Source organism: Bradyrhizobium sp. Ses1 (genome assembly GCF_059512365.1).
In genome coordinates this window covers 1-25314 of sequence record NZ_JCAMOQ010000007.1, presented here as the reverse complement: position 1 = coordinate 25314, position 25314 = coordinate 1, and the positions used below count along the sequence as shown (strand labels likewise).

The following is a 25314-nucleotide window of genomic DNA, read 5'->3' as shown; positions in this document are numbered from 1 at the left end:
CGCAACCATACACCGTCGGCCAAGGGAATCCGATCAGCTATGGCGGCGTAAGCCGTTCACGCCCGTTTGAATCGGCTGCTCAGCCCGCAAAATTTTTCTGAATCGCACGATCGAGTGTTTCATTGCCAAGAAAGCGCTTGCGCAATTCGCGCTTCAGCAATTTGCCGCTCGGGTTCTTCGGCAGGCTGTCCACGAAGATCACGCGCTTCGGCACCTTGAAATGCGCCATCTGGCTGGCGCAATGTCTGATGACGGTCTCCTCATCCAGCGTGTCGCCGCTCTTGACCACAACGATCGCGGTCACCGCCTCGATCCAGCGCGGGTCCGGCAGGCCAACCACCGCGACTTCGGAGACCGCCGGCAGCCGATAGACCATCTCCTCGACCTCGCGGCTTGCGACATTCTCGCCGCCGGTCTTGATCATGTCCTTGACGCGGTCGACGACGGTGACGTGCCCCTCGGCATCGACGGTCGCCAGGTCGCCGCTGTGGAACCAGCCCCCGGCAAAGGCCGCCTCCGTCTTGGCCGGATCATTGTAGTAGCCGGACAACAGATGCGGCGAGCGGTGGACGATCTCGCCGACCTCGCCCACCTTGACGTCCCGCATCTCGGCATTCACCACGCGGGTCTCGACATTGAGCGCGGGCTTGCCCGCCGATCCCGCCTTGGGCAACTGATCCTCGGGCTTCAGCACGGTCGCGAGCGGCGCGATCTCGGTCTGGCCGTAGAAATTCCAGAACTTCACGCCGGGCAAACGCCGCTGCAGTTCGAGCAGCACCTCCACCGGCATGATGGACGCGCCGTAATAGCCCTTTTGCAGACTCGAGAGGTCGGTCTTGTCGAAGGCCGGCGAGCGCAGCATCGCAATCCAGATCGTCGGCGGCGCAAAGAAGGCGCCGATCCTGTGGGCCGCGATCAGCGAAAGGATGTGATCCGGCACAGGCTTGCCGGTGATCACGTTGGTCGCGCCAAGATAGATGCCAGGCCCGAGGAAGACGTCGAGCTGCGCGCAATGATAGAGCGGCAGCGCGTGCAGGATAGTGTCCTCCGCCGCCATGCCGCCATCGACGATGCAGCTCACATATTGCCACATCACCGCTTCATGGGTGAGGACGGCGCCCTTGGGCAGCGACTCCGTACCACTGGTATAGATGATCTGCGCGATGTCGCGGCTGTCGACGGAAGCCTCGAGCGGCGAGGCGCCGGCCGCAAGCAGGTCCGCAAAGGTCGTGATGTCCTTCGGCGACTCCGTGGCATCCTCGCCCGGGAGCCAGATCAGTTGCTCGACCTTCGTGCCCTTGGCGGTCGCAGCGCGGCCGGCCTCGACGAGATCAGGGCCGACGGCGAGCAGCCTCGCGCCGGAATTGGCGAGGATGAAATTGATCTCGTCCGGGTTCAGCATGAAATTGATCGGCACCAGGATCGCGCCGATCTTGGCGAGCGCAAAGCGCAGCGCCGCAAAGGCATGCGAGTTGCGTGACAGCACCGCGACGCGATCGCCCTTCGTCACCCCGAGCCCGCCGAGGCCACGGCCCAGGCGATTGCAGATCGCATCCATCTCCGCATAGGTCCATCTCACTTCGCCGCAGATCAGCGCCGTCTTGTCGGGATAGCGCCGGGCCGAGCGGCGCAGCAGGTCGCCGATGCTTTGCTCGCGCGCCTTCTGGATCGTCGTGGTGATGTCCGCGGTCATTTTTCCCTCCCTGAACGTCCGCTGTTTGTTTGTGGTTCGGACGATGCGTTGTCGTTCTATCTACGTCGAACCGCTTGTGCATGCTCCATGTACATATGTTCGACCGACCGGTCGAGCGAAGCGATCCGCTCGAAGCCGCGGCGCCAGTCCTGCAGGTGACGCCGGGTCCACTGCACGCCCGCCGCCTTGTCACGCCGCCGGATCGCCTCGAGCAGATGGCGATGCGCCTCGACCAGGCGCGTGGCGCCCTGCGCGCCATGGCTCACGATCATCTCGGTGGTCGGAAAGAACAATTGCGCGGCTGGCTCGCGCGCGAGCTGCAGCACGCGATTGTGCGAGGCTTTTGCCACCAGCACGTGGAAATCGGCGTCGCATTCGGCAAGCGCCGCGGGATCGGCGATCACCTGCTCGCTCCGCGCCAGGTTTTCGGCGAGTTCGGCGATGTCCTCCTCGGTAGCCCGTTCGACCGCGCATTCCGTGCTCGCGATCTCGAGCGTCATCGACACCTCGAACAATTCGCGGAAGGTGACCTCGTGGAGCACCAATGCGCGGCTGAGGCGCGTCGCGAGCTTGTTGTAGCGCGGCAGGCAGGCCTGCAGGCGGCGGCTGGAATCGCGCCGCAGCAGACCGCCTTCCTCCAGCACCCGGATGCCCTCGCGGACCGTCGAGCGGTTGACGCCAAATTGCCGCACCAGCTCAAGCTCGGTCCCGATCGGATCTCCCGGCTTGATCCGGCCGCTGACGATCTCGCGTTCGATCGCATCCGCCACCTTCTGGTAGGCGGGCGCGACGTCGATCCGTCGAAACAGCGGCGAAGCGGGCAAAGGTGGCCTCAATGTTGGTTGTCCGACAAAGTAGTCCGGCCGCGACGATGCGTCAATTCGGCCGCGCGGGCCTCCTTATCGACAGCCGATTGACTTCCCCGGAACCCAAATCTACTTTGTCCGACAAACTGATAAAAACACGGAGGAGACCCCATGAAGCCCATCGCAAGGATGGTGTCGACGGCTTGCCTGTTGTCGGCGCTATTGATCGCATCAGCGTCCGCTCAGCAGCCAGCCGCGACGCCGCTGAAGATCGGCGTGCTCACCGATTTCTCGTCGGTCTATTCCGACATCGGCGGCGCCGGGAATGTCGAAGCGACCAAGATGGCGATCGATGAGTTCGGCGGCACCATGTTCGGCAAACCGATCGAGATCGTCTCCGCCGACGTGCTGAACAAGCCTGACATCGCGGCTACCATGGCGCGCAAATGGTGGGAGAACGAAGGCGTCGACATGATCATCGATTTGCCGACCTCCGCCACCGCGCTCGCGGTGATGGAATTGTCCAAGCAGCACGAAAAGATCATGATCGTCACGGACGCCGCGAGCTCCGATATCACCGGCAAATCCTGCGGCCCCTACGTCGCGCACTGGACCTACGACACCTATTCCAACGCCCACACGGTCGGCAGCGCCATCGTCAAGAATGGCGGGGATAGCTGGTTCTTCATCACCGCGGACTATCTGTTCGGCCACTCGATCGAGCGCGACACCGGCGATGTCGTGAAGTCCGCCGGCGGCAAGGTGCTCGGCAGCGTCAAGCATCCGCTCAACACGCCGGATTTCTCCTCCTTCCTGCTGCAGGCACAGGCCTCCAAGGCCAAGATCATCGGCCTCGCCAATGGCGGCGGCGACACTATCAACACGATCAAGCAGGCCGGCGAATTCGGCATCGTCGCCGGCGGCCAGAATCTCGCAGCGATCGTGATGTTCATCTCTGATGTGCACAGCCTCGGGCTGAAGCTCGCGCAAGGCCTGATCGTCACCGAGGCCTATTACTGGGACCTCAACGACAAGACCCGCGCCTTCGGCAAGCGCTTCTTCGAGCGCATGAAGCGGATGCCGACGATGAATCAGGCCGCGACCTACAGCGCCACTCTGCATTACCTCAAAGCCGTGCAGGCCGCGGGCACCAAAGAAACAAAGCCCGTGATGGCCAAGATGCGCGAGATGCCGGTGCGCGACGCCTTCACCGACAACGGCGTGCTGCGCGCCGACGGCCGCATGGTGCACAGCATGTTCCTGTTCGAGGTAAAGAAGCCCGAGGAATCCAAAGCGCCTTGGGACTATTACAAAGTGCTGGCCGAGGTGCCCGGCGACCAGGCATTCCGCCCGCTGAAGGACGGCGGCTGCCCGCTGGTGAAGTGAATGGATTTAGTTACGCGGCTTCCCTTCTCCCCTTGTGGGAGAAGGTGGCGCGCATGAAATGCGCGACCGATGAGGGGTTCTCTCCGCGGGCGACAGCGCAAGTGGAGAAAACCCTCACCGAAGCGAGTTCGTTGCAGGCACCTGAGCCGCCCTCTCCCACAAGGGGCGAGGGCACATCAACTGGGATCGCGCCGAAGCCTCCGACATTGCAACGAAGTCGTAGGGTGGGCAAAGCGAAGCGTGCCCACCATCACGAGCGGAGTGCTAGAAGGTGCGCACCGCGCAAGCGCCTTTGCCCACTCTACAACGCCTGGCTCACGCCTTGCCGTAGTCGTAAAAGCCCTTGCCAGTCTTGCGGCCGAGATAGCCGGCGTCGACCATCTCCTTGAGGAGCGGTGCGGCGCGATATTTCGGATCGTTGAAGCCCTTGTAGAACACGTCCATCACCGAGAGCATGGTGTCGAGCCCGATCAGGTCGGCCAGCGCCAGCGGGCCGATCGGGTGGTTGCAGCCGAGCTTCATGCCGGCATCGATCTCCTCGGCGGTGGCGATGCCTTCCTGCAGCGCGAAGATCGCCTCGTTGATCATCGGACACAGGATGCGGTTGACCGCGAAGCCCGGGCTGTTCTTGGCTGTGATCGCGACCTTGCCGACGCGCTTTGCAAATGCTTCCGCTTTGGCCAGCGTATCGTCCGAGGTCTGCAGGCCGCGGATCAGTTCGAGCAGCGCCATCACCGGCACCGGATTGAAGAAGTGCATGCCGATGAAACGGTCGGGCCGGTCGGTCGCGGTGGCAAGCTTGGTGATCGAGATCGAAGACGTGTTGGTGGCGATCACCGCCCGCGGGTTCAGCGTGGCGCTGAGATCCTTCAGGATCTTGAGCTTCAATTCCTCGTTCTCGGTCGCCGCCTCGATCACGAGGTCGCAGGCGGCAAGCTTGGCCTTGTCGGTGGTCGCATTGATGCGCCCGAGCGCGGCGTTCTTGTCGGCCTCGGTCATCTTCTCCTTCTTGACCAGGCGGTCCAGGCTGCTGCCGACCGTCGCCAGCCCGCGCTGCACGGCCGCGTCCGAGATATCGACCATCACCACCTGAAGCCCGGCGGCGGCGCTGACCTGGGCGATGCCGTTGCCCATAGTGCCCGCCCCGATGATGCCAACGGTTTCGATCATTGCTCGTATCCTTCTCGTAAAACGCGCAAGGCCTTGCGCCCGCGCACACAGACGGTTGCGGCGACCAGCCGGCCGCCGCCGATGCCCATGGTTAGCAGGGCCTCGCGTCCAAGGATACGGTGCAGTTTGGCGTGCCGGCGCCGGTTCGATCGGGGAGACGAAGCGTTCCCGCTCAGCAGCAGCAGGGCCCGCGGAGCTGGAGTTCGGTCTGATCGGGCTTCGTCTCGAGCGAGTCGATCGTATAGGTATTGGCGCAATATTCGCGATGATGCAGGGCGGCGGTTCCGGCATCGAGCTCGCTTTGGCAGCGGGATTTCTCGATGCAGAGCGCGCACACCCGCCTCATGTCGTGCAGCACGCCCGGCTCTTGGCGCTTGATGGCAACTTCGTCGATCCCCAGCGCCTTCAGCATCTTTGGCAATTCGTCGGCACCATGACGCCCCCGGGCAACCAGCGTCTCGAGCTGGGCAGGCGAGATGCGGAGATCGTGCGCCACGGAACAGGCTTCGGCCGGGCTGAGGCCGCGGATTTCGCCGATGTCACGGAACCTTTCGAGGAAGCCCGTGAGCTTGCCGATCAGCCTGCCCGCAATCGATCCCGTCTGTGTTGCCGATGCCATGTTACCCTCCCGTAGTTCTGAGCAGGTTGACTATCGGCCCATGCAAAGCGGCCGTCATTGCGCCAGATCAAACGCCACGATGCGCGGCCGATGGCCCCGGGGTGGTTGGCGTCTCGTCATCGTCGGAGATCGCCCGCCAGGCGGCGCCTTCGAGATCGTCATACTGGCCGTTCTTCAGCGACCACAGGAATCCGAGCAATCCAAACAGGCCAAGCAGCAGCGCCAGCGGCACCAGGAACGCGATCACTTCCATCACACCTGCTCCTGCCGCACCCGACGTCCGCGCAGCGCGTTCAACATCACCAGGATCGAAGAGCCCGACATCGCCGCGGCCGCGATCAGCGGCGTCACGAAGCCCAGGATCGCGATCGGCACGGCGAGGACATTGTAGCCGACGGCGAGATAGAGGTTCTGCCGCATCAGCCGCAGCGCTTTGCGCGAATAGTCGATGGCGGCGATCACGGGCGCCAAGGGCTTGCCGAGGAAGACGAGATCGGCGGTCGCCTGGCTCAGATGCGCGGCCGAGATCGGCGACATCGAGACGTGCGCGGCCGCAAGCGACGGCGCGTCGTTCAGGCCGTCACCGACCATCATCACCTTGACGCCCTGCCGCTTCAATTGCTCGATGCGCGCGATCTTGTCCGATGGCAGCACGCCGGCACGCCACTCGGGAATGCCAAGCGTCTCGGCCGCAGCCCGCACCGCGGGTTCGCGATCTCCCGACAATATCTCGACCGCGATGCCGCGCCGCTGCAGCGCCGCGACGGATTCGCATGCATCCGGTCGCAGACCCTGGCGGACCGCGAACACGTAGCGCTTCTTGCCGCGGGCAAACGCGACCACGGACGCCTCGGGATCGCGGCTCAGAATCTCGTCTGCGAGATCCTCGGCGTTGCAGAAGGAAGGACGGCCGAGCCTGACCTCTTCGCCGCCGAAGCTGCCGCGCACCCCCTGCCCCGGCTCTTCCGTGACGCCGGGCAGCGGCGATTTCGCACCGGCCGCGCGCGCCAGCGCCGCGGCAACCGGATGGTGGCTTGCCAGCGCGAGCCGGCCCGCCAGTTCGAACACATCGGCCGGCACGGCAGTGGAATTCACCACATCCAGTTCCGGCAAGGTCAGCGTTCCCGTCTTGTCGAAGATGACGTAGTCGACCTCGGCGACACGCTCGATGGCATCGCCCGAATTGATCAGCACGCCGGCGCGGAACATCGCCCCCGCGGCAATCGTCTGCACCGTTGGGATCGCCAGTCCCAGCGCACAGGGACAGGTGATGATGAGCACCGCGATCGCGGTGATGACGGAATCGTGCAAGCTCGCGCCGGCGATCAGCCAGCCGATCATGGTCAAGAGCGCGGTTGCATGCACCGCCGGCGCATAGAGCCGCGACGCGCGGTCAGCGAGCTGCACATAGCGCGAGCGCGCCTGCACGGCGTGGTCGAGCAATCGCTGGATCTCCGCCAGCAGCGTGCCTTCCGCCGCCGCCGACACGCGGATGCGCAGCGCGCCCGAGATGTTAAGCGAACCGGCATAGACCGCGCTGCCCGCCTCGACCGCCGCATGCCGCGTCTCGCCGGTGATCAGGCTCTGGTCGATCTCCGACCGGCCCTCGATCACGGTGCCGTCGACCGCGCAGCGCTCGCCTGGCCGCAGCAGCACGGTATCGCCGGCCCGGATCGCCGCCGCCGGCACCACCGAAATCTCGTCCGGTCCGATGAACTTCGTCGCAGTCTCGGCCTTGAGCGCGGCGAGATTGCCGGCGACCGCGCGGGTACGCCGCCGCATGTTCTGGTCGAGATAGCGTCCCACCAGGAGGAAGGTGAGCAGCATGATCGCCGCATCGAAATAAGCGTGGTCGGCATGTCCGATAGTCTCGACGATGGACATGCCGAGCGCCAGGATCACGCCGATGCTGATCGGCACGTCCATGTTGACATTGCCCGCGCGCAGCGCGTTGAACGCCGAGCGGAAGAAGGGCTGGCCGGCGGCCGCCGGCAGCGCGATCAGCGCCGACATCCAGTGGAAGAAATCGCGCTGCTCCGGCAGCATGTCGCTGACATTGCCGGACCACACCGGGATCGACAGCATCATCACGTTCATAGTCGCGAACGCCGCAACTCCGAGGCAGCGTAGCAGGAAGCGCGAGTTCTCGACCTCGGCGGCTTCAGCGCTCACCGTCTCGAACGGATAGGCCTTGTAGCCGAGCTCGGCGAGCCGATCGATGAAGTTGCCGGGGTCGAGTGCACCCTCCTTCCATTCCAGCGCCACGCGGCGGTCAGTGAGATTGACGCGCGCCAAGGTCACATCGGGAATCGCCGAAAGCCCGCGCTCGATCTTCGACATGCAGCCGGCGCAGTTGACGCCCTCGACCGCGAGGTCGATATGCGCCAATCCCGAGCCGAGATGTTTGACATAGTGCGAAAAGTCCCGTGTCGCTTGCATCACGCCCTCTTAGTTCAGCACCACGCGATTCCTCGAGAGGAACACGCGCCGGCCATCGGCTTCGCTTTCCAGCACCAGGTCCCATTGCCCGGGCCCGATCGCGCTGCCCTTGCCGCGGTAGCGACCGCCGCCGGCTTCCGACAGCTGGATCGCCTGGTCGGCGCGCCGGTCGGTCGGGCGCTCCAGGCGGGAGGTGAACTGCAATCCGATGAGCGGCCTGCCCTTACCATCACGCGCTTCGAGTTCGAGCGCTGTGCCGCCACCGGCATCGCGCGCCAGATGCGCGTCGACCTTCCAGTTGCGGGCGTCCTGCTCGCGCGCGGCGACGATCTCTTTCTCATAGGCGAGGCTCGCCGCGTAGGCGCTGTCGACGTCGGTGCCGGGCAGCGTCAAGGTCGCCAGCTTGATCATGGTGACGTTGACGCCGATCACAACGCCGAAGAATGCGACCAGCATGACGAGCACCTTGCGCCCGGTCAGCGGTTTCTCCGATCCGTATTCCCTATTCATGGCGGCCCTGCTTCTTCCCGTTATGGCGCGACGAAATTGTCGGTGGCGGACGCGACTTCGCCGAGACCGATGTCGGTGACGCGGAATTTCACCGGGATCGACTTCTCGGGATTCCGGTCGGACGGCGCGGTGACGAGCACGCGCAGCTCGGTTGTGCCGTCGCGCCCAAGCACGATCATGGGACGATCGGGCGTAATCGAGTCGCCGCCGACGACATGGAGCTTGGCATCCTGCGGGCCGTCGATGTCGATCGCCACCACACGGTCGAAACCACGCTTGTTGAGGAAGCGGACCGTATAGGCGTTGCGGATCGAGCCGTCGCTGAGCTTCACCGCGACCGGATTGCGGTCGTGCAGCACGTTGATGTCGAGTAGCGAACGCGTCGCGAGCGTATAGAGCATGATGCCGCCGACGAGTGCGATCAGCGCGGCGTAGATGATGGTGCGCGGCCGCACGATGCGATAGATCGGCGCTTTGCCCTCGATCCGGCGCTGGATGTTGATGTCGTTGTCGTAGCCGATCAGCCGCGTCGGCCGGTTGATCTTCTTCATCACATTGTCGCAGGCGTCGATGCACAACCCGCACTGGATGCAGTCGAGCTGCGGCCCGTTGCGGATATCGATGCCGACCGGACAGACGGCGACGCACTGATAGCAGTCGACGCAGTCGCCGGCGTGCTGGCCGAGCGCGCGCAGGTCGTTCGCCTTCTTCACCGACATGCGCTTTTCGCCGCGGTCGTAGCGATAGGTGACGTTGAGCGCCCATTCGTCCGTCAGCGCCGCCTGGATGCGCGGCCACGGGCACATATAGACGCAGACCTGCTCCCGCATGAAGCCGGCGAGCAGATAGGTCGTCGCGGTCAGGATCGCGATCCAGATATAGGCGATCGCCGGCGCCTGGAAGGTGACGAGCTCTTTGACGAGCGTCGGCGCGTCGGTGAAATAGAGCACCCAGGCGCCGCCGGTCCACCAGGCGATCATCAGCCAGATCGAATGCTTGAGCACGAGCTCGGAGATGCGTTCCAGCGTCCAGCGATGCGCGGATGCATCCTTCTTCATCCGCTCGCGCCGGTCACCCTCGACCAGGCGCTCGACCGCGTAGAACAGGTCGGTCCAGACCGTCTGCGGGCAGAGATAGCCGCACCAGATGCGGCCGCCGACCGAGTTCATCAGGAACAGCGTGATCGCGGCGAGAATCAAGAGGCCGGTGAAGTAATAGACTTCTTGCGGCCACAGCTCGATGAAAAAGAAATAGAAGCGGCTGTTCGGCAGGTCGATCAGCACCGCCTGATCGGGCGCGGCGAGGCCGCGATTCCAGCGCACAAACGGCAGGAAATAATAGATGCCGAGGCAGAACGCCATCAGGCCCCATTTGATCCGACGGAAGGTCCCGGAGACCTTCTGCGGGTAGACCTTCTTGCGCGCCGCATAAAGCGGCCCGACGTCTTCGACTTGGTCAGGGTCTATCTGGACGATCTTGTTCATGGGCCGGGATTCTTCTGGCATCGTGGGAGGAGAGGCTAACCCCTCCTCCCGTGCCTTAGTTGATCCAGCGCAAACAGGTGGTCTATCCGCCGCTTATTTACCGCCGCCCAGCGTATGCACGTAGACCGCAAGCGCCTTGATGGTGGACGGATCGAGCCGGCCGACCCAGGCCGGCATCACGCCGGAACGGCCGTTGGTGATGGTCTCGATCACGGTGGCCTCGTCCGAGCCGTAGAGCCAGATCTTGTCGGTGAGATCGGGCGCACCGAGCTCCTGGTTGCCTTTGCCGTTCTCGCCGTGACAGGTCGAGCAATTATCGGCAAACAGCTTGGCGCCGGCGGCGGCATTGTAGCCCGGGCTCGTCGGCAGGCCCGAGAGCGAACGGACATAATTGGCGACCGTGACGATCTCGTCCTTCTTCAGGATGCCATCCTTGCCGAAGGCGAGCATCGCGCCCTCATGCGCCTTGGCGTGGCCGGAGCGCGCGCCAAACTGGATGGTCTGCTGGATCTGCTCGAGCGAGCCGCCCCACAGCCAGTCGTCGTCGTTCAGGTTCGGAAAACCCTTGGCGCCGGCGCCGCCCGAGCCGTGGCACGGCGCGCAATTGTCACCGAAGGCCGCCTTGCCGCGGGCGCGCGCGAGCGCAAGCAGTGCCGGATCCTTCTCGATGTCCTCCAGCGACGCCGCGCCGAGCGCGACCATCTTGTCGCCGCGGATCTTCTCGAGGTTGGCCAGTTCGACGCCAACATCGGCCCGCGACGAATAGTTGATCAGCCCGTTGGTGTGGCTCCACAACAGCGGCCAGGCCGGGTACACCACCCAGTAGCCGATCGCCCAGATGATAGTGGCGTAGAAGGTCAACACCCACCAGCGCGGCAACGGCGTGTTGAGTTCCTTGATGCCGTCCCACTGGTGACCGGTCGTGGTCTTGCCGGAGACTTGATCGAGTTCGGTTTCAGCCATGGTCTCTCACTCCTCCCGCAACGGTATCCGCGATGCCTCATCGAAGGCGGCCTGGTTGCGGGGCCAGAGCGCGTAGATCACGATCGCGACGAACAGGCCGACGAAGATCGGCGTCCACACGCTCGTCACGAGATTCGACGCCAGATTGTGAACTGTCAGAATTGCTTTCATCGTCCGGCCTCTCAGCGAAGATTGGCTTTTTCGTTGTAGAGCTTGAAGTCGACCAGCGTGCCGAGCATCTGCAAGTACGCGACCAGCGCGTCCATCTCGGTCGGTGCTCCGCCCTTGCCGTCGAAATTGCGGATCACAGCCTTCGGATAGCGTTTGGTGAAAGCATCGGTGCCGGCATTGTCAGGATCAGCCTGCGCCTTCAGGTCGGCGACTGCGTTGGCGATCTGCTCGTCGGTGTAGGGCACGCCGACCGCGCGGTTGGTCCTGAGGTGATCGGCAATCGCCTCGGGATCGAGCTCGGTCTTTGCAAGGAAGGGATAGCCCGGCATCACCGATTGCGGCACGATCGCGCGCGGATTGGTCAGGTGGGTGACGTGCCACTCGTCCGAATATTTGGCGCCGACCCGCGCCAAGTCAGGCCCGGTACGCTTCGAGCCCCACTGGAACGGATGGTCGTACATGCTCTCGGCGGCAAGCGAGAAGTGGCCGTAGCGCTCGACCTCGTCACGCAACGGCCGGATCATCTGCGAGTGGCAGAGATAGCAGCCTTCGCGCACATAGATGTTGCGGCCGGCGAGCTCGAGCGGCGTGTACGGCCTGACGCCGTCGACCACCTCGATCGTGCTCTTGAGGTAGAACAGCGGCGTGATCTCGACCAGGCCGCCGATCGCGATCACGACCAGAATGCCCGCGATCAGGATGATCGAGTTCTTTTCGAAGATTTGGTGGCGGGTCCAGAAGGACATCTTGAGCTCCTTATTCCGCCGGCTGCAGCGCGAGCGGCGTGGTGACTTCCACCTCGCCTACCCGCACCGTCATCCAGAGGTTATAGGCCATGATCAGCGAGCCGATCAGGAACAGCGCGCCGCCTGCGGCGCGGATGATGTAGAAGGGATGCATCGCTTCCACGGTCTCGATGAAGGAATATTCGAGGAAGCCGAGCGAGGTGTAGGCGCGCCACATCAGGCCCTGCAGGATTCCCGAGACCCACATCGCGGAGATGTAGAGCACGATGCCGATGGTCGAGATCCAGAAGTGCCAGTTGACGAGCTTCAGGCTGTACAGTTGCTTGCGGCCCCACAGCCACGGCACCAGGCAATACAGCGCGCCGAAGGAGACGAAGCCGACCCAGCCCAGCGCACCGGAGTGAACGTGGCCGATGGTCCAGTCGGTGTAGTGGCTCAGCGAGTTCACCACCTTGATCGACATCATCGGGCCTTCGAAGGTCGACATGCCGTAGAACGCGACCGAGACCACCAGCATACGCAGCACCGGATCGGTGCGTAGCTTGTCCCACGCGCCCGACAGCGTCATCAGGCCGTTGATCATGCCGCCCCAGGACGGCATCCAGAGCATGATCGAGAACGTCATGCCGAGCGTCTGCGCCCAGTCCGGCAGCGCCGTGTAGTGCAGATGGTGCGGGCCGGCCCAGATATAGAGGAAGATCAGCGCCCAGAAGTGGATGATCGACAGCCGATAGGAATAGATCGGCCGCTCCGCCCGCTTCGGAATGAAGTAGTACATGATGGCGAGGAAGCCCGCGGTCAGGAAGAAGCCGACCGCGTTATGGCCGTACCACCACTGGAACATCGCATCCTGCACGCCGCCCCAGGCGATGTAGGACTTCGAGCCGAACACCGACACCGGAAGCGCCGGGTTGTTGCCGAGGTGAAGGACCGCGATGGTGACGATGAAGGCGAGATAGAACCAGTTGGCGACGAAGATATGCGGCTCCTTGCGCTTGATCACCGTCGCCAGGAACACGAGCAGATAGACGACCCAGACGATCGTCAGCCACAGGTCGGAGTACCATTCCGGCTCGGCATATTCCTTCGACTGCGTCACGCCCAGGAGATAGCCGGTGCCCGCGACCAAGATGAAGAAGTTGTAGCCGAGCACCACGAACCACGGCGCCAGATCGCCGGCGAGCCGCGCCCGGCAAGTCCGCTGCACCACATAGAAGGAAGTTGCAATCAGAACATTGCCGCCAAAGGCGAAGATCACCGCCGAGGTGTGCAATGGACGAAGCCGGCCAAAGCTGGTCCAGGGCAGATCGAAATTGAGCCAGGGCCAGGCGAGCTGGCAGGCGATCAGGAGTCCGACGGTAAATCCGGCAATGCCCCAAAACATCGCCATGAACGAGGCGAACTTGATCGGGCCGAGATTGTAGTTCGGCTTGCCGTTGATCTCCTGCGGCGGCAGCTCCGCCGGGCGATCGAAATAGCGGTTAAGGATTGCGAAGGCGGCAGCGCCGCTGGCCACCGCGGCGAGCGAAGCATGGAAGGCAAACGGCGCATCCAGCGCCTTGGCCGCGGCGAAGGCGCAGAGGAAGGCCGCCACCGTGAAGAATAGCGTCAACCCGGCTTCGCCGTGGGTCATCCATTTCGTGGATTGAACTTGCTGCATGTTTGATTCTCTTTGCAGGGGCCTTGCCCCATCAGCCCAGCTTTGGCCGCCGCGTCCTTGATCGAGATCAACCGACGGCTACCGATCAGAAAGGACGATGCTTGCGCACTTCCGGCGCCGGCTGCCGCGCCCCCGGTGCGTGAACACTAGCCCAAGCGAGCACTCCGGCGAAAACCACGAAAACTGAAACGACGGCTGCGGAAACCAAAATCGAGTCGACGGACATAGCGACCTCCATTGAAGCTCGCTCGAATATCGTCGCTCGCGGGGAACAGTCTTTGACTTCGATCAAAAATGAGAGAGGACGCGTGTCGCATCTACGCTCGTCATGCCCGGGCTCGACCCGGGCATCCACGGTCTTCGCTCCGCTCTGAGAAAAAAGCGTGGATGGCCGGGACAAGCCCGGCCATGACGCAGCACGCTAGGCCGCTGACAGCGCCTCGGCGCGCGCCGCATCGAGCAGGCTGATGCCGCCCGTAAGAATACGGATGATGCCGTCGCGCTCGAGCTTGGTGAAGGTGCGGCTCACTGTTTCGATGGTGAGTCCCAGGTAATCGGCGATATCGAGCCGGCCCATAGGCAACGGCAGCACGTCCCCGACATGCCCGATTTCGGCGAGCCGATCGCGCCAGCCGATCAGGAAGCTCGCAACCTTCTCTTCGGCGGAACGGCGTCCGAGCAGAACCATATGCTCCTGCGCCCGGATCAATTCGCGGCCCGCCAGTTCGTTGATACGGCGCAGGAAGCGAGGCCGGTTCTCGGCGAATCGCGAGAAGCTGGCTCTGGAGAACTGGCAAAGCGATACCGCGCCTACCGCATCGGCGGAGAACTCATACTGCGGCGAGCCGGCAAGTCCGAGGAAATCGCCGGGCAAGACAAAGCCGATGATCTGCCGGCGGCCATCCGGCAACAGCTTATAGAGACGCAGGACGCCTTCAAGCACGCTGAAGAACGACGTCGCCATGGTCGCCTGCGCAAACACCGTCGTCCCGGGTTCGCACTGGACATGGCGCGACAGGTTCGCCAGCTCCCATACCTCGGTCTTGTCGAGCGCGGCGCAGATCGCAAAGCCCCGCACCGCGCAATCGGTACAGGTTTGCCGATGAGAACCTTCCAAGAGAGAAACCTTCACGCGTCGCTCCGAATGACCGCCGGCAGGCGTCCTTATGCCGCCCGGCGGAGTCAGCGCAGTGTACCGTCCACACCGCCGGGGTGTTGATGCAGATCAATCGCCCCCACCATTGCAAAGCTAATTTCAAAACCGTCGCTCCACCCAACGCGGAGCTTTTTGATAGATGGGGCCGTAATGCTGCAGTCCGCCGCACGCCAGGTTTTCATTGCGATCGTGCTGACGACATCGGCGCTTGCCGCTTCACCGTCCGAGCAGCGCGGCCGGACGTTCGCGCTCAACAATTGTGCCCGCTGCCACTCCATCGACAAGGTCACCAAAAGCCCGCTCAAGATCGCGCCGCCCTTCCGCACCCTGCACAAGCGTTATCCCGTCGAGAGTCTCGCGGAAACGTTCGCGGAAGGCATCCAGACCGGACATCCGACGATGCCGGAGTTTCGGCTTGACCCGGACCAGATCCACGATCTGCTGGCCTACCTGAAGACGCTGGAATAGCGCGACGGCGCCTCGCCTCGCCGCGAGAGTTGACGCAAATCAACCACGGCATGGCGAGCGCCGATAACAGTTCTTCATGATGCAACAGGGATGAACGAGATGTTCAACACGACCCATCTGAACGACGAACTGCAAGCCCTGAAGATCGATGTGTCGCGCCTCTTCAACACGACAGGTGAAGGCATACGCGACACCGCAAGCGCGAGCGCCGACGCCTTCACCACGCGCATCAAGGAAGCGCTGGAGGAACTGAGCGAGGTCCTGAGCGGTGAAGACACTCAGGTCCGTCAGTTGATTTCGGAACGGCCGATCACCTCGCTTGCCTCCGCCTTTGCGCTGGGCGTGGTCGTCGGCTTCGCAATGCGGAGGTAGCAAAGTGAACACCGAAAATATCGTCAGACAGCTACGCGTACTCTGGCGCACCGACAGGATCATCGCCGATATCCGCCTGCGCCACCTCCTGATCGGCGTTGGCCTGCGGGCCTTCGCGGGCCTGATTGCGGCATTCGGTCTTCTGATGTTCGAACTGTCCGCGTATTTCGCACTGGTCCAGGTCTGGAGCGCGGTCTCGGCCGCGGCGATCCTAGGCGCCGCCAACTTCGCCATCGCGGCGATCCTGTTTGCCCTCGCGCTCCGGCCGCCGTCAGGCCGCGAGCTCGACCTCGCCAGCGAGATCCACGGCGCTTCCGTCGAGGCGCTTCAGGTCGAGGCACGCGCGATGCAGTCGCAAGTCTCCGGACTAGTGCGCAATCCCCTGAACGGAATCCTACCGGTGCTGGTGCCGCTGATCGGCATCATCATCAACAGCCTGAAGAAACCCGCGGCCGGGCACGCCGCGAAGGACCACGCCTGACGCCGCACACCGCGCGATCGAACCGAGTAGAGCAAGATGACAACCGCACCCCAAAAGCCGATCCTCAACACCTCCCTGCCGCCGCAGTTTCGCAAGATCCGCCTCGAGCTCGCGCGCGAGCCTGATCATCCCGAAGGCGATGCCGGCGCCGGCTATGTGATGGTCGCGCCACTCGACGACGACTACAGGATCGACCAAAAGCTGTGGCGGGCCAACCGCGAGGCGTGCCGGGTGGTCCGGCTCCGGCCCGACGAGGAATACATCCTCGGCCATCTCGTCCACCACCAGGGCGGCGGCTGGGTCCTGCATTATGACGGCGCACCCGGCACACCTGATGAGATCGGCTTCCACTTCAAGGACGAGCACTTCGTCGCGGGCGAATACGTCTCGATCGGCGAAGGCGACAAGATGCACACCTATCGCGTCACGATGGTGTCGCGGCTCTGATCCCACCTCGCCCCGCTTGCGGGAAGAGGTCGAAATTCAAGCTACGCTTGAATTTCGGGTGAGGGGGAGCCCTCCACCACCTCATCTCCCTCCGTATACGCGGATACAGCCCCTCACCCCGACCGTCTCCCCGTAAGAACGGAGAAAGGGAGAGGTGGCAGCTTCGATCCCCTCACCGCCTCTTTCACCTCACAGCGCCCGCTGTGAAGCGACCGTTCACGCGCCTGCCGACATGCCCGAGCTTCGGATGGACTGCAACATCGTGACGCTCATCCCTTGCTCTGCAGCAAACCGCCCGCGAGATGTCGGAAGGCTTCGACAGCCTTTGCAAAGACCGCGCGAGGATCGTCGGCTGCGGCAATCCAGAGCGAGGCGTTGAGCGCCGCTCCGTTGAGCAGCCGGGCGGCAGCTTCCGCATCCATCGACCTGACCGTTCCGTCATCGATGAGCGCCTGGATCGTTTGCGTCGTCGTCCGAAGGCATGCAGTCTGGTTAGGCCATTGCGATGGATCGCCAAGCACGGCTGGCCCGTCCAGCAGCATGATGCGCTGAATCTCCGGCTCCAGAGCCATCTCGATATAGGCGATATTCGCCGCTAGAAATCCAAGCCATGGGGTGGTCGCCTGTTCTTGTACGGCGCGCAGCCGTGCCACCATTTCTGCATCGATCTGGTCGATCACGGCCTGCAGCAAACCCTTCTTGTCGCCGAAGTTGTGGTAGAGCGCGCCTCGCGTCAGGCCGGCTTCGGCACTCAAATCGTCCATCGACGCCGCCGCATAGCCTTTGGCCGCGAAAGCCTTCCGTGCCGCTCGAACAAGCTTGGCCCGGGTTTTCTCCACCATCTGCGCACGTCGTCTCGCGACCACCGCCAGCTCCTAAAAAGACATACGTCACGTATGTGTATTGACATACGGCGCGTATGTTCGGATATAGCGACATACGGGGCGTATATCAACGAGTTCCCGACGGCGCAGAGACGACCTGAAACACCCCAGGCGAAACAACGTCGCGTGGGAGGACTGGCCATGCCTCGTTTGAACAGGAGCAAAGCAATGACCAAACGCGATGCAATCTTTCCTGCCAGTCGGCAGGCGCTCTACGAAATCAACCGCTATTCGGCGGCGATCCGCTCCGGCGGATTTCTGTTCGTCTCGGGCCAGGTTGGCAGCCGCGACGACGGGTCGCCCGAGCCGGACTTCGAAAAGCAGGTGCAGCTTGCCTTCGACAATCTCACGCAAGTGTTGAAGGCCGCCGGTTGCACGTTCGACGACGTCGTCGACGTGACCACCTTCCACACTGACCCGGCCACGCAATGGGAGAAAGTCACGGCCGTTCGACTGAAAGCAATCGGCGAACAGCCCTACCCGAACTGGACCGCGGTAGGCGTGAACTGGCTGGCGGGCTTCGATTTTGAGATCAAGGTCATCGCGCGCCTTCCTCAGGCCGCCTGATCGATTGGCAGCGATCGGCGACAAGATGCACACCTATCGCGTCACGATGGTGTCGCGGCTTTGATAACTCCGTAGCCCGAGTGAAGCGCCAGCTAACCCGGGCCCGCTCGCAACACTGCCACGGCGGCCCCGGGTTACGCGTTCCGCTCCACCGGGCTACGAAGCTGTCACAGCGCCAGCTTGACGTCACAGAGACCGTGCTCGAGAGGATCGGCCTTCACCTCGAAGCCGAATTTCCGGCACATATCGAGCATCACGATGTTCTCGGTCAGCACCTGGCCCGAAATCGCCTTCAGCCCTTCCGATCTCGCGTATTCGATCAGGAGCTGCATCAGCGCCCAGCCGAGCCCCTTTCCCTTCAGATCCGTGCGCAGCAGGATCGCATATTCGCCGCTTTCATAAATCGAGTCGGAATGAATCCGCACCACGCCGAGGATTTCCTGGGTGCTTTCGTCGACCGCCACGAAGGCCATCGCGCGTGCGTAGTCGAGCTGGGTGAGCCGGGCGATGAACTCGTGGGAGAATTCCTTGATCGGCGCGAAGAAGCGCAGCCGCAGGTCCTCAGCCGTGACGTGCCGCAGCAAGTCGTGGATCTGCGGCTCGTCTTCGGGTCGGATCGGCCGCGCGAAGATACGTCGCCCGTCGATCAAGTGTCCGTCACGGTCCGCAAGCTGCCGCTGCCATCGTGACGGATAGGGCCTGACCGCAAAGTTGCTGAGCCCGGGCCCCGCAAATTTGCGCGGCACGATGCCGACCGCAACGCGCGCATCGACCACGAGCACGCCGGCCTCGTCCGCCAGCAGCGGATTGATGTCGAGCTCCCTGATCTCGGGGAGATCCGCCGCCATCTGCGCGAGCTTGACCAGCACGGTCGCCACCGCATCCGGCTTCACCGCCGGCACGTCGCGATAGGCGCGCAGCAGCCGCGACACCCGCGTGCGCTCGATCAATTCGCGCGCCAGCCGCATGTCGAGCGGCGGCAGCGCCAATGCCTTGTCGTTGATGATCTCGACCGCGACGCCGCCGCGGCCGAACACAACCACGGTGCCGAAGGTCGGATCGTCGGCGAGGCCGAGAATGAGCTCGCGCACCTTCGGCCGCACGATCATCGCCTGCACGATGACGCCGGAAACCCGCGCGTCCGGCCGCAGCGCCGTGGCGCGGCCCAGGATCTCGGCGGTGGCCACGCGCACGGCATCAGGCGTGGTCAGATTGAGGATGACGCCGCCGATATCAGACTTGTGCACGATGTCGCGCGACATGATCTTCAGCGCGACCGTCATGCCTTGCGCGAACAGGGTGTTGGCATACTTGACCGCCTCCTCCGCATCGGCCGCGAGATAGGTCTCGACCATCGGGATGTCATAGGCTTCGAACAGCCCTTTGATCTCCATCGGGTTGAGCCACTGGCGTCCGTCCGAGATCGCAGCGGTGACGATCTTGCGCGCCGCCGGAGCGTCAGGCGTAAAGCTCTCCGGCATCGCCGGCGGCACCTGCGTCAGTTCCTCCACGACCTCGCGATGCCGCACCAGGTGCATGAAGCCGCGCACCGCGTCGTCCTCGGTGATGTAGTTCGGAATCCTGTTGCCGCTGAAGAGGTCGCTGATCGCGCCGTTGGCGCCGACCCACACCGCAAGCACCGGCTTGGCCCCCCTGCCCCGCTTCTTGCGGTGCTCGGTCACGATCTTGGCCACGGTCGAAGCAATCTCGTCCGGCGCGGCAATCGCGGTCTGCACATTCATGACCAGGACCGCGTCATTGCCGGGATCGGCGAGCAGCGCCTCGAGCGCCACGGCGTAACGTGAAGCCCCGGCATCGCCGACGATGTCGACAGGGTTCGAGCCGGACCAGGTCGGCGGCAGGGCCGCATCGAGCTGCGCGTGAGTGTTTGGCGTGATCGTCGCCGGAATTCCGCCGAGCTCGACCAATCGGTCGATCGCGAGCACGCCGAGGCCGCCGCCATTGGTGAGCAGCGCCAGCCGCTTGCCCGGCGGCGAGGCCACGCGCGCCAGCGTCTCGGCGCAGTCGAACAATTCGCGCAGATCGGAGACCCTGAGCATGCCGGCGCGGCGAAACGCGGCATCATAGACTGCGTCCGAACCGGCGAGCGCGCCGGTATGCGTCGCCGCCGCTTTCGCGCCCTGCGCCATGCGGCCGGACTTGACCACGACCACCGGCTTGATCCTCGCCGCGGCGCGCGCCGCCGACATGAATTTGCGCGCGTCCTTGATCGACTCGACATAGAGCAGGATCGCGTGCGTTGCGCCGTCGAGCGCGAAATAATCCAGGAGATCGGCGATATCGACGTCGAGCTGATCGCCGATCGAGACGATGCCGGAAAATCCGACCACGCGCTGCGCGGCCCAGTCCACCATGCCGGCCGCGATCGCGCCCGATTGCGAGATCAGCGCGAGGTTGCCCGCCGCTGGCAGATGCGTCGAGAAGCTGGCATTGAGACCGACGCTGGGCGCCATGATGCCGATGCAGTTGGGGCCGATCAGCCGCATGCGATGCTTGCGCGCCGCCTGTTCGGTGGCCTCCGCGAGCGACCCCGGGCCGTGGCCCAGTCCGGCGGTGATGATGACGGCGCCGATCGCGCCGCGCTGGCCGGCATCGTCGACGATCCCGGGCACGGCGGCAGCCGGCGCCGTGATCACGACGAGCTCGGGCACGAATGGCAATTCGGCGATGCTGCCGACCGTCGCAACGCCGGCAATCTCGGCATGGCGCGAATTGACCACACCGAACTGGCCCTTGAACTTGCCGCCGGAAATATTCTGCACGATGGCGCGGCCGACCGAGCCCTCGCGCGGGCTGGCTCCGACGAGCGCGACCGAGCGCGGCGACAGCAGGTGATTCAATCTGTAAGTGGACATGCTCTGCTTCCGGACCTTCGGCCGGCACTGGCCGTATCGAGGTTACGAGGCGATGGCGCTGCGATGCGACACCGTAACCAGCCATGGTGGCCGGCCCATGACGAATAGTTCCTGTTCCGGAGTCGGCCTTGCGTTTGCTCAATTCCGACGGGCCCGAACGCGTTGACCTGCCTCAAACGCCGGGCCTACGGTACGGCTAGGCTGCGACTATCAACCGCATCAAATGGAACAAACCCATGCGCGCCCATCAGATCATGACCCGCCCGGTCATCTCAGTCACGCCTGAAACAACCATCGTCGATGCAGCCAACCTGATGCTGCAACGGCATATCAGTGGACTACCAGTCGTCGCCGCCGGCAAGCTGGTCGGCGTCATCTCCGAGGGCGACTTCCTGCGCCGCGGCGAGATCGGAACCCAGCGCAAATACGGCCGGTTCCTGAAATTCCTGCTCGGCCCCGGCCCGGCCGCGACCGAGTTCGTTCGCGAGCAGGGCCGCAGGGTCGCCGAGATCATGACCTCGGATCCGATCACGGTCACCGAGGAGACATCGGTCGAGACGATCGTCGCGCTGATGGAGAAGCATCACATCAAGCGCCTGCCGGTCGTTCGCGGTGACGAGATCGTCGGCATCGTGTCGCGGTCCAACCTGCTGCAGGCGGTGGCAAGCCTTGCCCGCGATATCCCCGATCCGACCGCCGACGACGACCACATCCGCGACCGCATCATCGCTGCGCTGGAGAAAGCGGATTGGTGCCCGTTCGGCCTCAGCGTCGTCGTCCGCGACGGCATCGTGCACTTGAGCGGCGTCATCACCGACGAGCGCAGCCGCCAAGCCGTGGTGGTCGCCACCGAAAACGTCGCCGGAGTGAAGAAGGTCCACGACCATCTCTGCTGGGTCGAGCCGATGTCGGGATTCTATCTGGCTTCGCCCGACGACAGGGAATGGGCGAAGACGGGCTAAAAAGCGCCAGCCCTTCGCAGCGTGACGACGGGCGGTCGTCACGCTGCAATTCCTTCATGAAAATTGAAATCGGGAATCAGCCGGCGCAGTCGCGCAGGGCGCGCATCACGTCTTCGCGAGAAATAATGCCGGCGAGCCGTTCGCCCTCGAGCACCGGTATGCTCCGCAGCCGGTGATTGACCATCAGTTCGAGCACCCGCGTCAACCGCGTCTCCGGCACCACATAGATGAATTCCGACGTCATCACGTCCGCGGTCGTTTTCTGCATCAGATCCTCATAGCGCGGCAGGATGCGCGCCGGCGTGAAGACGAAGCAGGACAAGAGGTCGAATTTGGAGACCATCCCCACCACCTGCGTCCCGTCGACGACGGGATAGGTGTTGAAGTCCTCCTCCTCGAAACGTTCGCACAGTTTGGCCATCGTCATCTCGCGCGAGACCGTCTTCGGCTCGCGCGTCATGTAGTCGGCGGCGGTCAGCTCGAGAAATTTGTACAAGGCGAATCCTCTGTCAGCTTCTTCATTTAAGCCAGCCGCCCCGCTGGCATATTGACCGAAGTCAATCACCGAACCTGCCGCGGGTCACGGCGACCGCGGGACGAAGCCCCTCCTCCCCTTGAGCAGGACTGGCCAATCGGACCATAATCTGCCAGACACTATACGAATCCGCCCGCGGCGGCGAAGAACCGGAAAAGCGTTTGACTGGCCTCGACCCTCCCCCTTCCGATGACTGCGCCCCCGATCGGCGCTTTCGGCTCGGCGCCGAGGGAGCCGGGATCGGCGGCTGGGATATTGATCTGTCGACCAAGGAGCTCGCCTGGTCGACCACCGCGCGCAGGCTGTTCGGCGTTCCCGATAACGCGCCGATCAGCTACGAGTTCTTCCTCTCGCTGCTCGGGCCCGATGACCGCGAACGCACCGAACAGGCGATGTCACGCGCGGCCGAAAGCGGCGAGCCCTTCGACCTCGCCTACCGGTTGATCCGGAATGATGACGGCGACCGCTGGGTGCGGCTCCGCGGCAGCCTGACGCGGGACAAGACGTCCGCGCACCTTTCCGGCATCGTGCTCGACATCGATGAGGAAAAGCGGCATGAGGAGGCCCTGCGCACGCGCGAAGGGCACCTGCGGTCGATCCTGGAGACGATCCCCGACGCGATGATCGTCATCGATGGCCGCGGTACCATGCAATTCTTCTCGAGCGCGGCGGAACGGCAGTTCGGATATGCCGAGCGGGAGGCGATCGGACAGAATGTCAGCATCTTGATGCCGGAGCCCGACCGCTCTCGCCATGACAGCTACATGGCACGCTACCTTACGACCGGCGAGCGCCACATCATCGGCATCGGCCGCATCGTGACCGGCCAGCGCAAGGACGGCACCACCTTCCCGATGCATCTGTCGATCGGCGAGATGCAGTCCGGCGGTGTGCCCTATTTCACCGGCTTTGTCCGCGATCTCACCGAGCACCAGCAGACCCAGGCGCGGCTGCAGGAATTGCAGTCGGAGCTCGTCCACGTCTCGCGCCTCAGCGCAATGGGCGAGATGGCGTCCGCGCTCGCCCACGAGCTCAACCAGCCGCTCGCCGCCATCAGCAACTACATGAAAGGCTCGCGCCGCCTGCTCGGCGCGAGCGATGACCCGAACCGCGCCAAGATCGAGAACGCGCTGGATCGCGCCGCCGAACAGGCGATCCGCGCCGGGCAGATCATCCGCCGGCTGCGCGACTTCGTTGCCCGCGGCGAGTCGGAAAAGCGCGTCGAACGTCTCTCGAAGATGGTCGAGGAAGCCGGCGCCTTGGGCCTTGCTGGTGCGCGCGAGCAGGACGTGCGGATCCGCTTCAACCTCGATCCGCGATATGATCTGGTGCTGGTCGACCGCGTCCAGGTCCAGCAGGTGCTGGTCAATCTGTTCCGTAATGCGCTGGAGGCGATGGCGCAGTCCGAGCGGCGCGAGCTGATCGCCTCGAACCGGCCGGTCGACGAGGACATGATCGAAGTGTCGGTGTTCGACACCGGCCATGGATTTCCTGACGACGTGGAGAAAAACCTGTTCCAGACCTTCTTCACCACCAAGGAAACCGGCATGGGCGTGGGGCTGTCGATCAGCCGCTCGATCATCGAGGCGCATGGCGGGCGGATGTGGGCCGAGTCCAATGACGCGGGCGGCGCGACCTTTCGTTTCACGCTACCGGCGGTACCGAACGAGAGTTTGACAGATGGCGCGTAGGGGAAATGTCTACGTCATTGACGATGACGAGGCGATGCGGGATTCGCTGCAATTCTTGCTCGACTCGGCTGACTTCGACGTGCGCCTGTTCGAATCGGCGCAAGCCTTCCTGGACACGCTCCCCACCATCGAGTTCGGCTGCGTGGTCTCAGATATCCGCATGCCCGGCGTCGACGGCATCGAGCTCTTGAAGCGCGTCAAGGAAAGCCGCGGAGCTTTCCCGGTCATCATCATGACCGGCCATGGCGATGTCCCGCTCGCCGTCGAGGCGATGAAGCTCGGCGCGGTCGACTTCATGGAAAAGCCGTTCGAGGACGACCGGCTGATCGCGATGATTGACGTCGCGCTCCGCCAAGCCGAGGCCGGCGCCCGCGACGAGGCCGCGACCCAGGACGTCGCCGCCCGCATCGCCTCGCTCAGCCCGCGCGAGCGGCAGGTCATGGACGGGCTGGTGGCCGGGCTTTCCAACAAGATGATCGCCCGCGACTACAATATCAGCCCCCGCACCATCGAGGTTTACCGGGCCAATGTGATGACCAAGATGCAGGCGAGCAGCCTTTCGGAATTGGTCCGCCTGGCCATGCGGGCCGGGGCGCTCAAGGATTGAGCTGAATCAAGCCGGCCGGCATCGAGAGGCTTATAAACGGAGGTTGATGGACCGGATGGCCGGCCCGGAAGGCGGATAAAAGCCGTGATGCCCGCACCCACCAGACCCCCTCTTGTCTACGTCGTGGACGACGATACCGACGTGCTCGGCTCGCTGCGTTTCCTCCTGGAAACCGACGGCTTCTATGTCCGCACCTTCCGCAGCGCCGAGGCATTGCTGAACGCCATGACCATGGGCGGCGCCGACTGTTTCGTCATCGACTACAAGATGCCGAACATGAGCGGCATCGACCTCGCCGGGATTTTGCGCCAGCGCGACGTGGACACGCCGATCATTCTGATCACCGGCTATCCCGATGCGACCATTCCGGCCAAGGCCGCCGCCGCCGGCATCCGCCATGTGCTGCACAAGCCGCATGTCGAGGACAGTCTGTCCACCCGCATCTGGGACGTGATCAAGACGGACCGATCGACCGCTCACGCCCCCTAGCCTCGTAGCCCGGGTGAAGCGCAGCGCAACCCGGGACACCTCCATCCACGTCTACTGGAGTGCCCCCCAAAAGTGAGACACGGGAAATTAGGGACAGTTCTCTAACGGAGAACGTATGCCCAACAAATCTCC

The 25314-nt window shown here is 63.8% G+C and carries 26 protein-coding genes; 10 read left to right on the top strand and 16 right to left on the bottom strand.

The features are described 5' to 3' along the window. Nucleotides 1-79: 79 nt before the first annotated feature. Together AC5ZG5_RS11120 and AC5ZG5_RS11115 are read right to left on the bottom strand one after the other, a co-directional pair. Nucleotides 80-1693, bottom strand: coding sequence for an acyl-CoA synthetase (locus tag AC5ZG5_RS11120; protein WP_456641863.1), 1614 nt, complete (start codon nucleotides 1691-1693; stop codon nucleotides 80-82). Between the two features lie 56 nt (nucleotides 1694-1749). After that, nucleotides 1750-2517, bottom strand: coding sequence for a FadR/GntR family transcriptional regulator (locus AC5ZG5_RS11115; RefSeq protein WP_456641862.1), 768 nt, complete (start codon nucleotides 2515-2517; stop codon nucleotides 1750-1752). A 153-nt stretch (nucleotides 2518-2670) separates the two neighbouring features. Here AC5ZG5_RS11115 and AC5ZG5_RS11110 point away from each other — a divergent pair, with 153 nt between their 5' ends. Further along, the gene (locus tag AC5ZG5_RS11110; protein ID WP_456641861.1) at nucleotides 2671-3885 is read left to right on the top strand and encodes an ABC transporter substrate-binding protein; all 1215 of its coding nucleotides are present in this window, start codon (nucleotides 2671-2673) and stop codon (nucleotides 3883-3885) included. Nucleotides 3886-4200: 315 nt separating this feature from the next. Here the strand turns inward: AC5ZG5_RS11110 and AC5ZG5_RS11105 are convergent, their stop codons facing one another. The 11 genes from AC5ZG5_RS11105 to AC5ZG5_RS11055 all read right to left on the bottom strand — a co-directional run bounded on the left by AC5ZG5_RS11105 (nucleotide 4201) and on the right by AC5ZG5_RS11055 (nucleotide 14779). Then, entirely contained in the window at nucleotides 4201-5055 is an 855-nt protein-coding gene (locus tag AC5ZG5_RS11105; RefSeq protein ID WP_028168626.1) for a 3-hydroxybutyryl-CoA dehydrogenase, read from the bottom strand. A 172-nt stretch (nucleotides 5056-5227) separates the two neighbouring features. Then, the gene (locus AC5ZG5_RS11100) at nucleotides 5228-5674 is read right to left on the bottom strand and encodes a hypothetical protein (protein ID WP_456641860.1); all 447 of its coding nucleotides are present in this window, start codon (nucleotides 5672-5674) and stop codon (nucleotides 5228-5230) included. A 67-nt stretch (nucleotides 5675-5741) separates the two neighbouring features. Further along, complete coding sequence (gene ccoS, locus AC5ZG5_RS11095; protein WP_208820454.1) at nucleotides 5742-5927, bottom strand: cbb3-type cytochrome oxidase assembly protein CcoS; 186 nt, start codon at nucleotides 5925-5927, stop codon at nucleotides 5742-5744. Beyond that, the gene (locus AC5ZG5_RS11090) at nucleotides 5927-8113 is read right to left on the bottom strand and encodes a cation-translocating P-type ATPase (RefSeq protein ID WP_496165442.1); all 2187 of its coding nucleotides are present in this window, start codon (nucleotides 8111-8113) and stop codon (nucleotides 5927-5929) included. The genes ccoS and AC5ZG5_RS11090 overlap by 1 nt, the downstream gene beginning before the upstream one ends. A 9-nt stretch (nucleotides 8114-8122) precedes the next feature. Beyond that, nucleotides 8123-8623: a FixH family protein gene (locus AC5ZG5_RS11085; RefSeq protein WP_496138743.1), complete on the bottom strand. Its 501-nt coding sequence runs from the start codon at nucleotides 8621-8623 to the stop codon at nucleotides 8123-8125. A gap of 20 nt (nucleotides 8624-8643) precedes the next feature. Further along, complete coding sequence (gene ccoG / locus AC5ZG5_RS11080; protein WP_456646883.1) at nucleotides 8644-10107, bottom strand: cytochrome c oxidase accessory protein CcoG; 1464 nt, start codon at nucleotides 10105-10107, stop codon at nucleotides 8644-8646. Nucleotides 10108-10200: 93 nt separating this feature from the next. Then, the gene (gene ccoP, locus AC5ZG5_RS11075) at nucleotides 10201-11070 is read right to left on the bottom strand and encodes a cytochrome-c oxidase, cbb3-type subunit III (protein WP_130228531.1); all 870 of its coding nucleotides are present in this window, start codon (nucleotides 11068-11070) and stop codon (nucleotides 10201-10203) included. 6 nt (nucleotides 11071-11076) lie between these two features. Continuing rightward, a complete protein-coding gene (locus AC5ZG5_RS11070; RefSeq protein WP_028168632.1) occupies nucleotides 11077-11241 on the bottom strand; it encodes a cbb3-type cytochrome oxidase subunit 3 in 165 nt (54 codons plus the stop codon). An 11-nt stretch (nucleotides 11242-11252) separates the two neighbouring features. Then, nucleotides 11253-11987, bottom strand: coding sequence for a cytochrome-c oxidase, cbb3-type subunit II (gene ccoO / locus AC5ZG5_RS11065; protein ID WP_456646882.1), 735 nt, complete (start codon nucleotides 11985-11987; stop codon nucleotides 11253-11255). 10 nt (nucleotides 11988-11997) lie between these two features. Beyond that, on the bottom strand, nucleotides 11998-13620 hold the full coding sequence (gene ccoN, locus AC5ZG5_RS11060; protein ID WP_165435430.1) for a cytochrome-c oxidase, cbb3-type subunit I: 1623 nt from the start codon (nucleotides 13618-13620) through the stop codon (nucleotides 11998-12000). Nucleotides 13621-14068: 448 nt separating this feature from the next. Continuing rightward, nucleotides 14069-14779, bottom strand: a complete 711-nt coding sequence (locus AC5ZG5_RS11055; protein ID WP_456646881.1) for a cyclic nucleotide-binding domain-containing protein — start codon at nucleotides 14777-14779, stop codon at nucleotides 14069-14071. Nucleotides 14780-14953: 174 nt separating this feature from the next. On the opposite strand from AC5ZG5_RS11055, the gene AC5ZG5_RS11050 reads away from it, so the two are divergent. The 4 genes from AC5ZG5_RS11050 to AC5ZG5_RS11035 all read left to right on the top strand — a co-directional run bounded on the left by AC5ZG5_RS11050 (nucleotide 14954) and on the right by AC5ZG5_RS11035 (nucleotide 16571). Further along, nucleotides 14954-15271 carry a c-type cytochrome gene (locus AC5ZG5_RS11050; protein WP_456646880.1) on the top strand — a complete coding sequence of 106 codons (318 nt, stop codon included), beginning with the start codon at nucleotides 14954-14956 and terminating at the stop codon, nucleotides 15269-15271. A gap of 99 nt (nucleotides 15272-15370) precedes the next feature. Continuing rightward, nucleotides 15371-15643, top strand: coding sequence for a hypothetical protein (locus AC5ZG5_RS11045; RefSeq protein ID WP_130228541.1), 273 nt, complete (start codon nucleotides 15371-15373; stop codon nucleotides 15641-15643). A gap of 4 nt (nucleotides 15644-15647) precedes the next feature. Then, on the top strand, nucleotides 15648-16124 hold the full coding sequence (locus AC5ZG5_RS11040; RefSeq protein ID WP_130228534.1) for a phage holin family protein: 477 nt from the start codon (nucleotides 15648-15650) through the stop codon (nucleotides 16122-16124). A 36-nt stretch (nucleotides 16125-16160) separates the two neighbouring features. After that, nucleotides 16161-16571 carry a hypothetical protein gene (locus AC5ZG5_RS11035; RefSeq protein WP_028168639.1) on the top strand — a complete coding sequence of 137 codons (411 nt, stop codon included), beginning with the start codon at nucleotides 16161-16163 and terminating at the stop codon, nucleotides 16569-16571. A gap of 269 nt (nucleotides 16572-16840) precedes the next feature. On the opposite strand, the gene AC5ZG5_RS11030 is transcribed toward AC5ZG5_RS11035, so the two are convergent. Then, entirely contained in the window at nucleotides 16841-17437 is a 597-nt protein-coding gene (locus AC5ZG5_RS11030; RefSeq protein ID WP_456646879.1) for a TetR/AcrR family transcriptional regulator, read from the bottom strand. 186 nt (nucleotides 17438-17623) lie between these two features. On the opposite strand from AC5ZG5_RS11030, the gene AC5ZG5_RS11025 reads away from it, so the two are divergent. Next, nucleotides 17624-18022, top strand: coding sequence for a RidA family protein (locus AC5ZG5_RS11025; protein ID WP_130228537.1), 399 nt, complete (start codon nucleotides 17624-17626; stop codon nucleotides 18020-18022). Between the two features lie 167 nt (nucleotides 18023-18189). Here the strand turns inward: AC5ZG5_RS11025 and AC5ZG5_RS11020 are convergent, their stop codons facing one another. Beyond that, nucleotides 18190-20898: a bifunctional acetate--CoA ligase family protein/GNAT family N-acetyltransferase gene (locus tag AC5ZG5_RS11020; protein ID WP_456646878.1), complete on the bottom strand. Its 2709-nt coding sequence runs from the start codon at nucleotides 20896-20898 to the stop codon at nucleotides 18190-18192. Nucleotides 20899-21134: 236 nt separating this feature from the next. Between AC5ZG5_RS11020 and AC5ZG5_RS11015 the strand changes: the two genes are divergently transcribed. Next, nucleotides 21135-21860, top strand: a complete 726-nt coding sequence (locus AC5ZG5_RS11015) for a CBS domain-containing protein (protein ID WP_456646877.1) — start codon at nucleotides 21135-21137, stop codon at nucleotides 21858-21860. A gap of 76 nt (nucleotides 21861-21936) precedes the next feature. On the opposite strand, the gene AC5ZG5_RS11010 is transcribed toward AC5ZG5_RS11015, so the two are convergent. Continuing rightward, nucleotides 21937-22356 (bottom strand): CBS domain-containing protein, encoded by a 420-nt coding sequence (locus AC5ZG5_RS11010; RefSeq protein WP_456646876.1) that lies wholly within the window; start codon nucleotides 22354-22356, stop codon nucleotides 21937-21939. Nucleotides 22357-22556: 200 nt separating this feature from the next. On the opposite strand from AC5ZG5_RS11010, the gene fixL reads away from it, so the two are divergent. The 3 genes from fixL (at nucleotide 22557) to AC5ZG5_RS10995 (ending at nucleotide 25182) form a co-directional block, all read left to right on the top strand. Continuing rightward, nucleotides 22557-24086 (top strand): sensor protein FixL, encoded by a 1530-nt coding sequence (fixL, locus tag AC5ZG5_RS11005; RefSeq protein WP_456646875.1) that lies wholly within the window; start codon nucleotides 22557-22559, stop codon nucleotides 24084-24086. Beyond that, nucleotides 24076-24693: a response regulator FixJ gene (gene fixJ / locus AC5ZG5_RS11000; protein ID WP_456646874.1), complete on the top strand. Its 618-nt coding sequence runs from the start codon at nucleotides 24076-24078 to the stop codon at nucleotides 24691-24693. The genes fixL and fixJ overlap by 11 nt, the downstream gene beginning before the upstream one ends. Before the next feature lie 87 nt (nucleotides 24694-24780). Continuing rightward, a complete protein-coding gene (locus tag AC5ZG5_RS10995) occupies nucleotides 24781-25182 on the top strand; it encodes a response regulator (protein ID WP_028167431.1) in 402 nt (133 codons plus the stop codon). Nucleotides 25183-25314 lie beyond the last annotated feature (132 nt).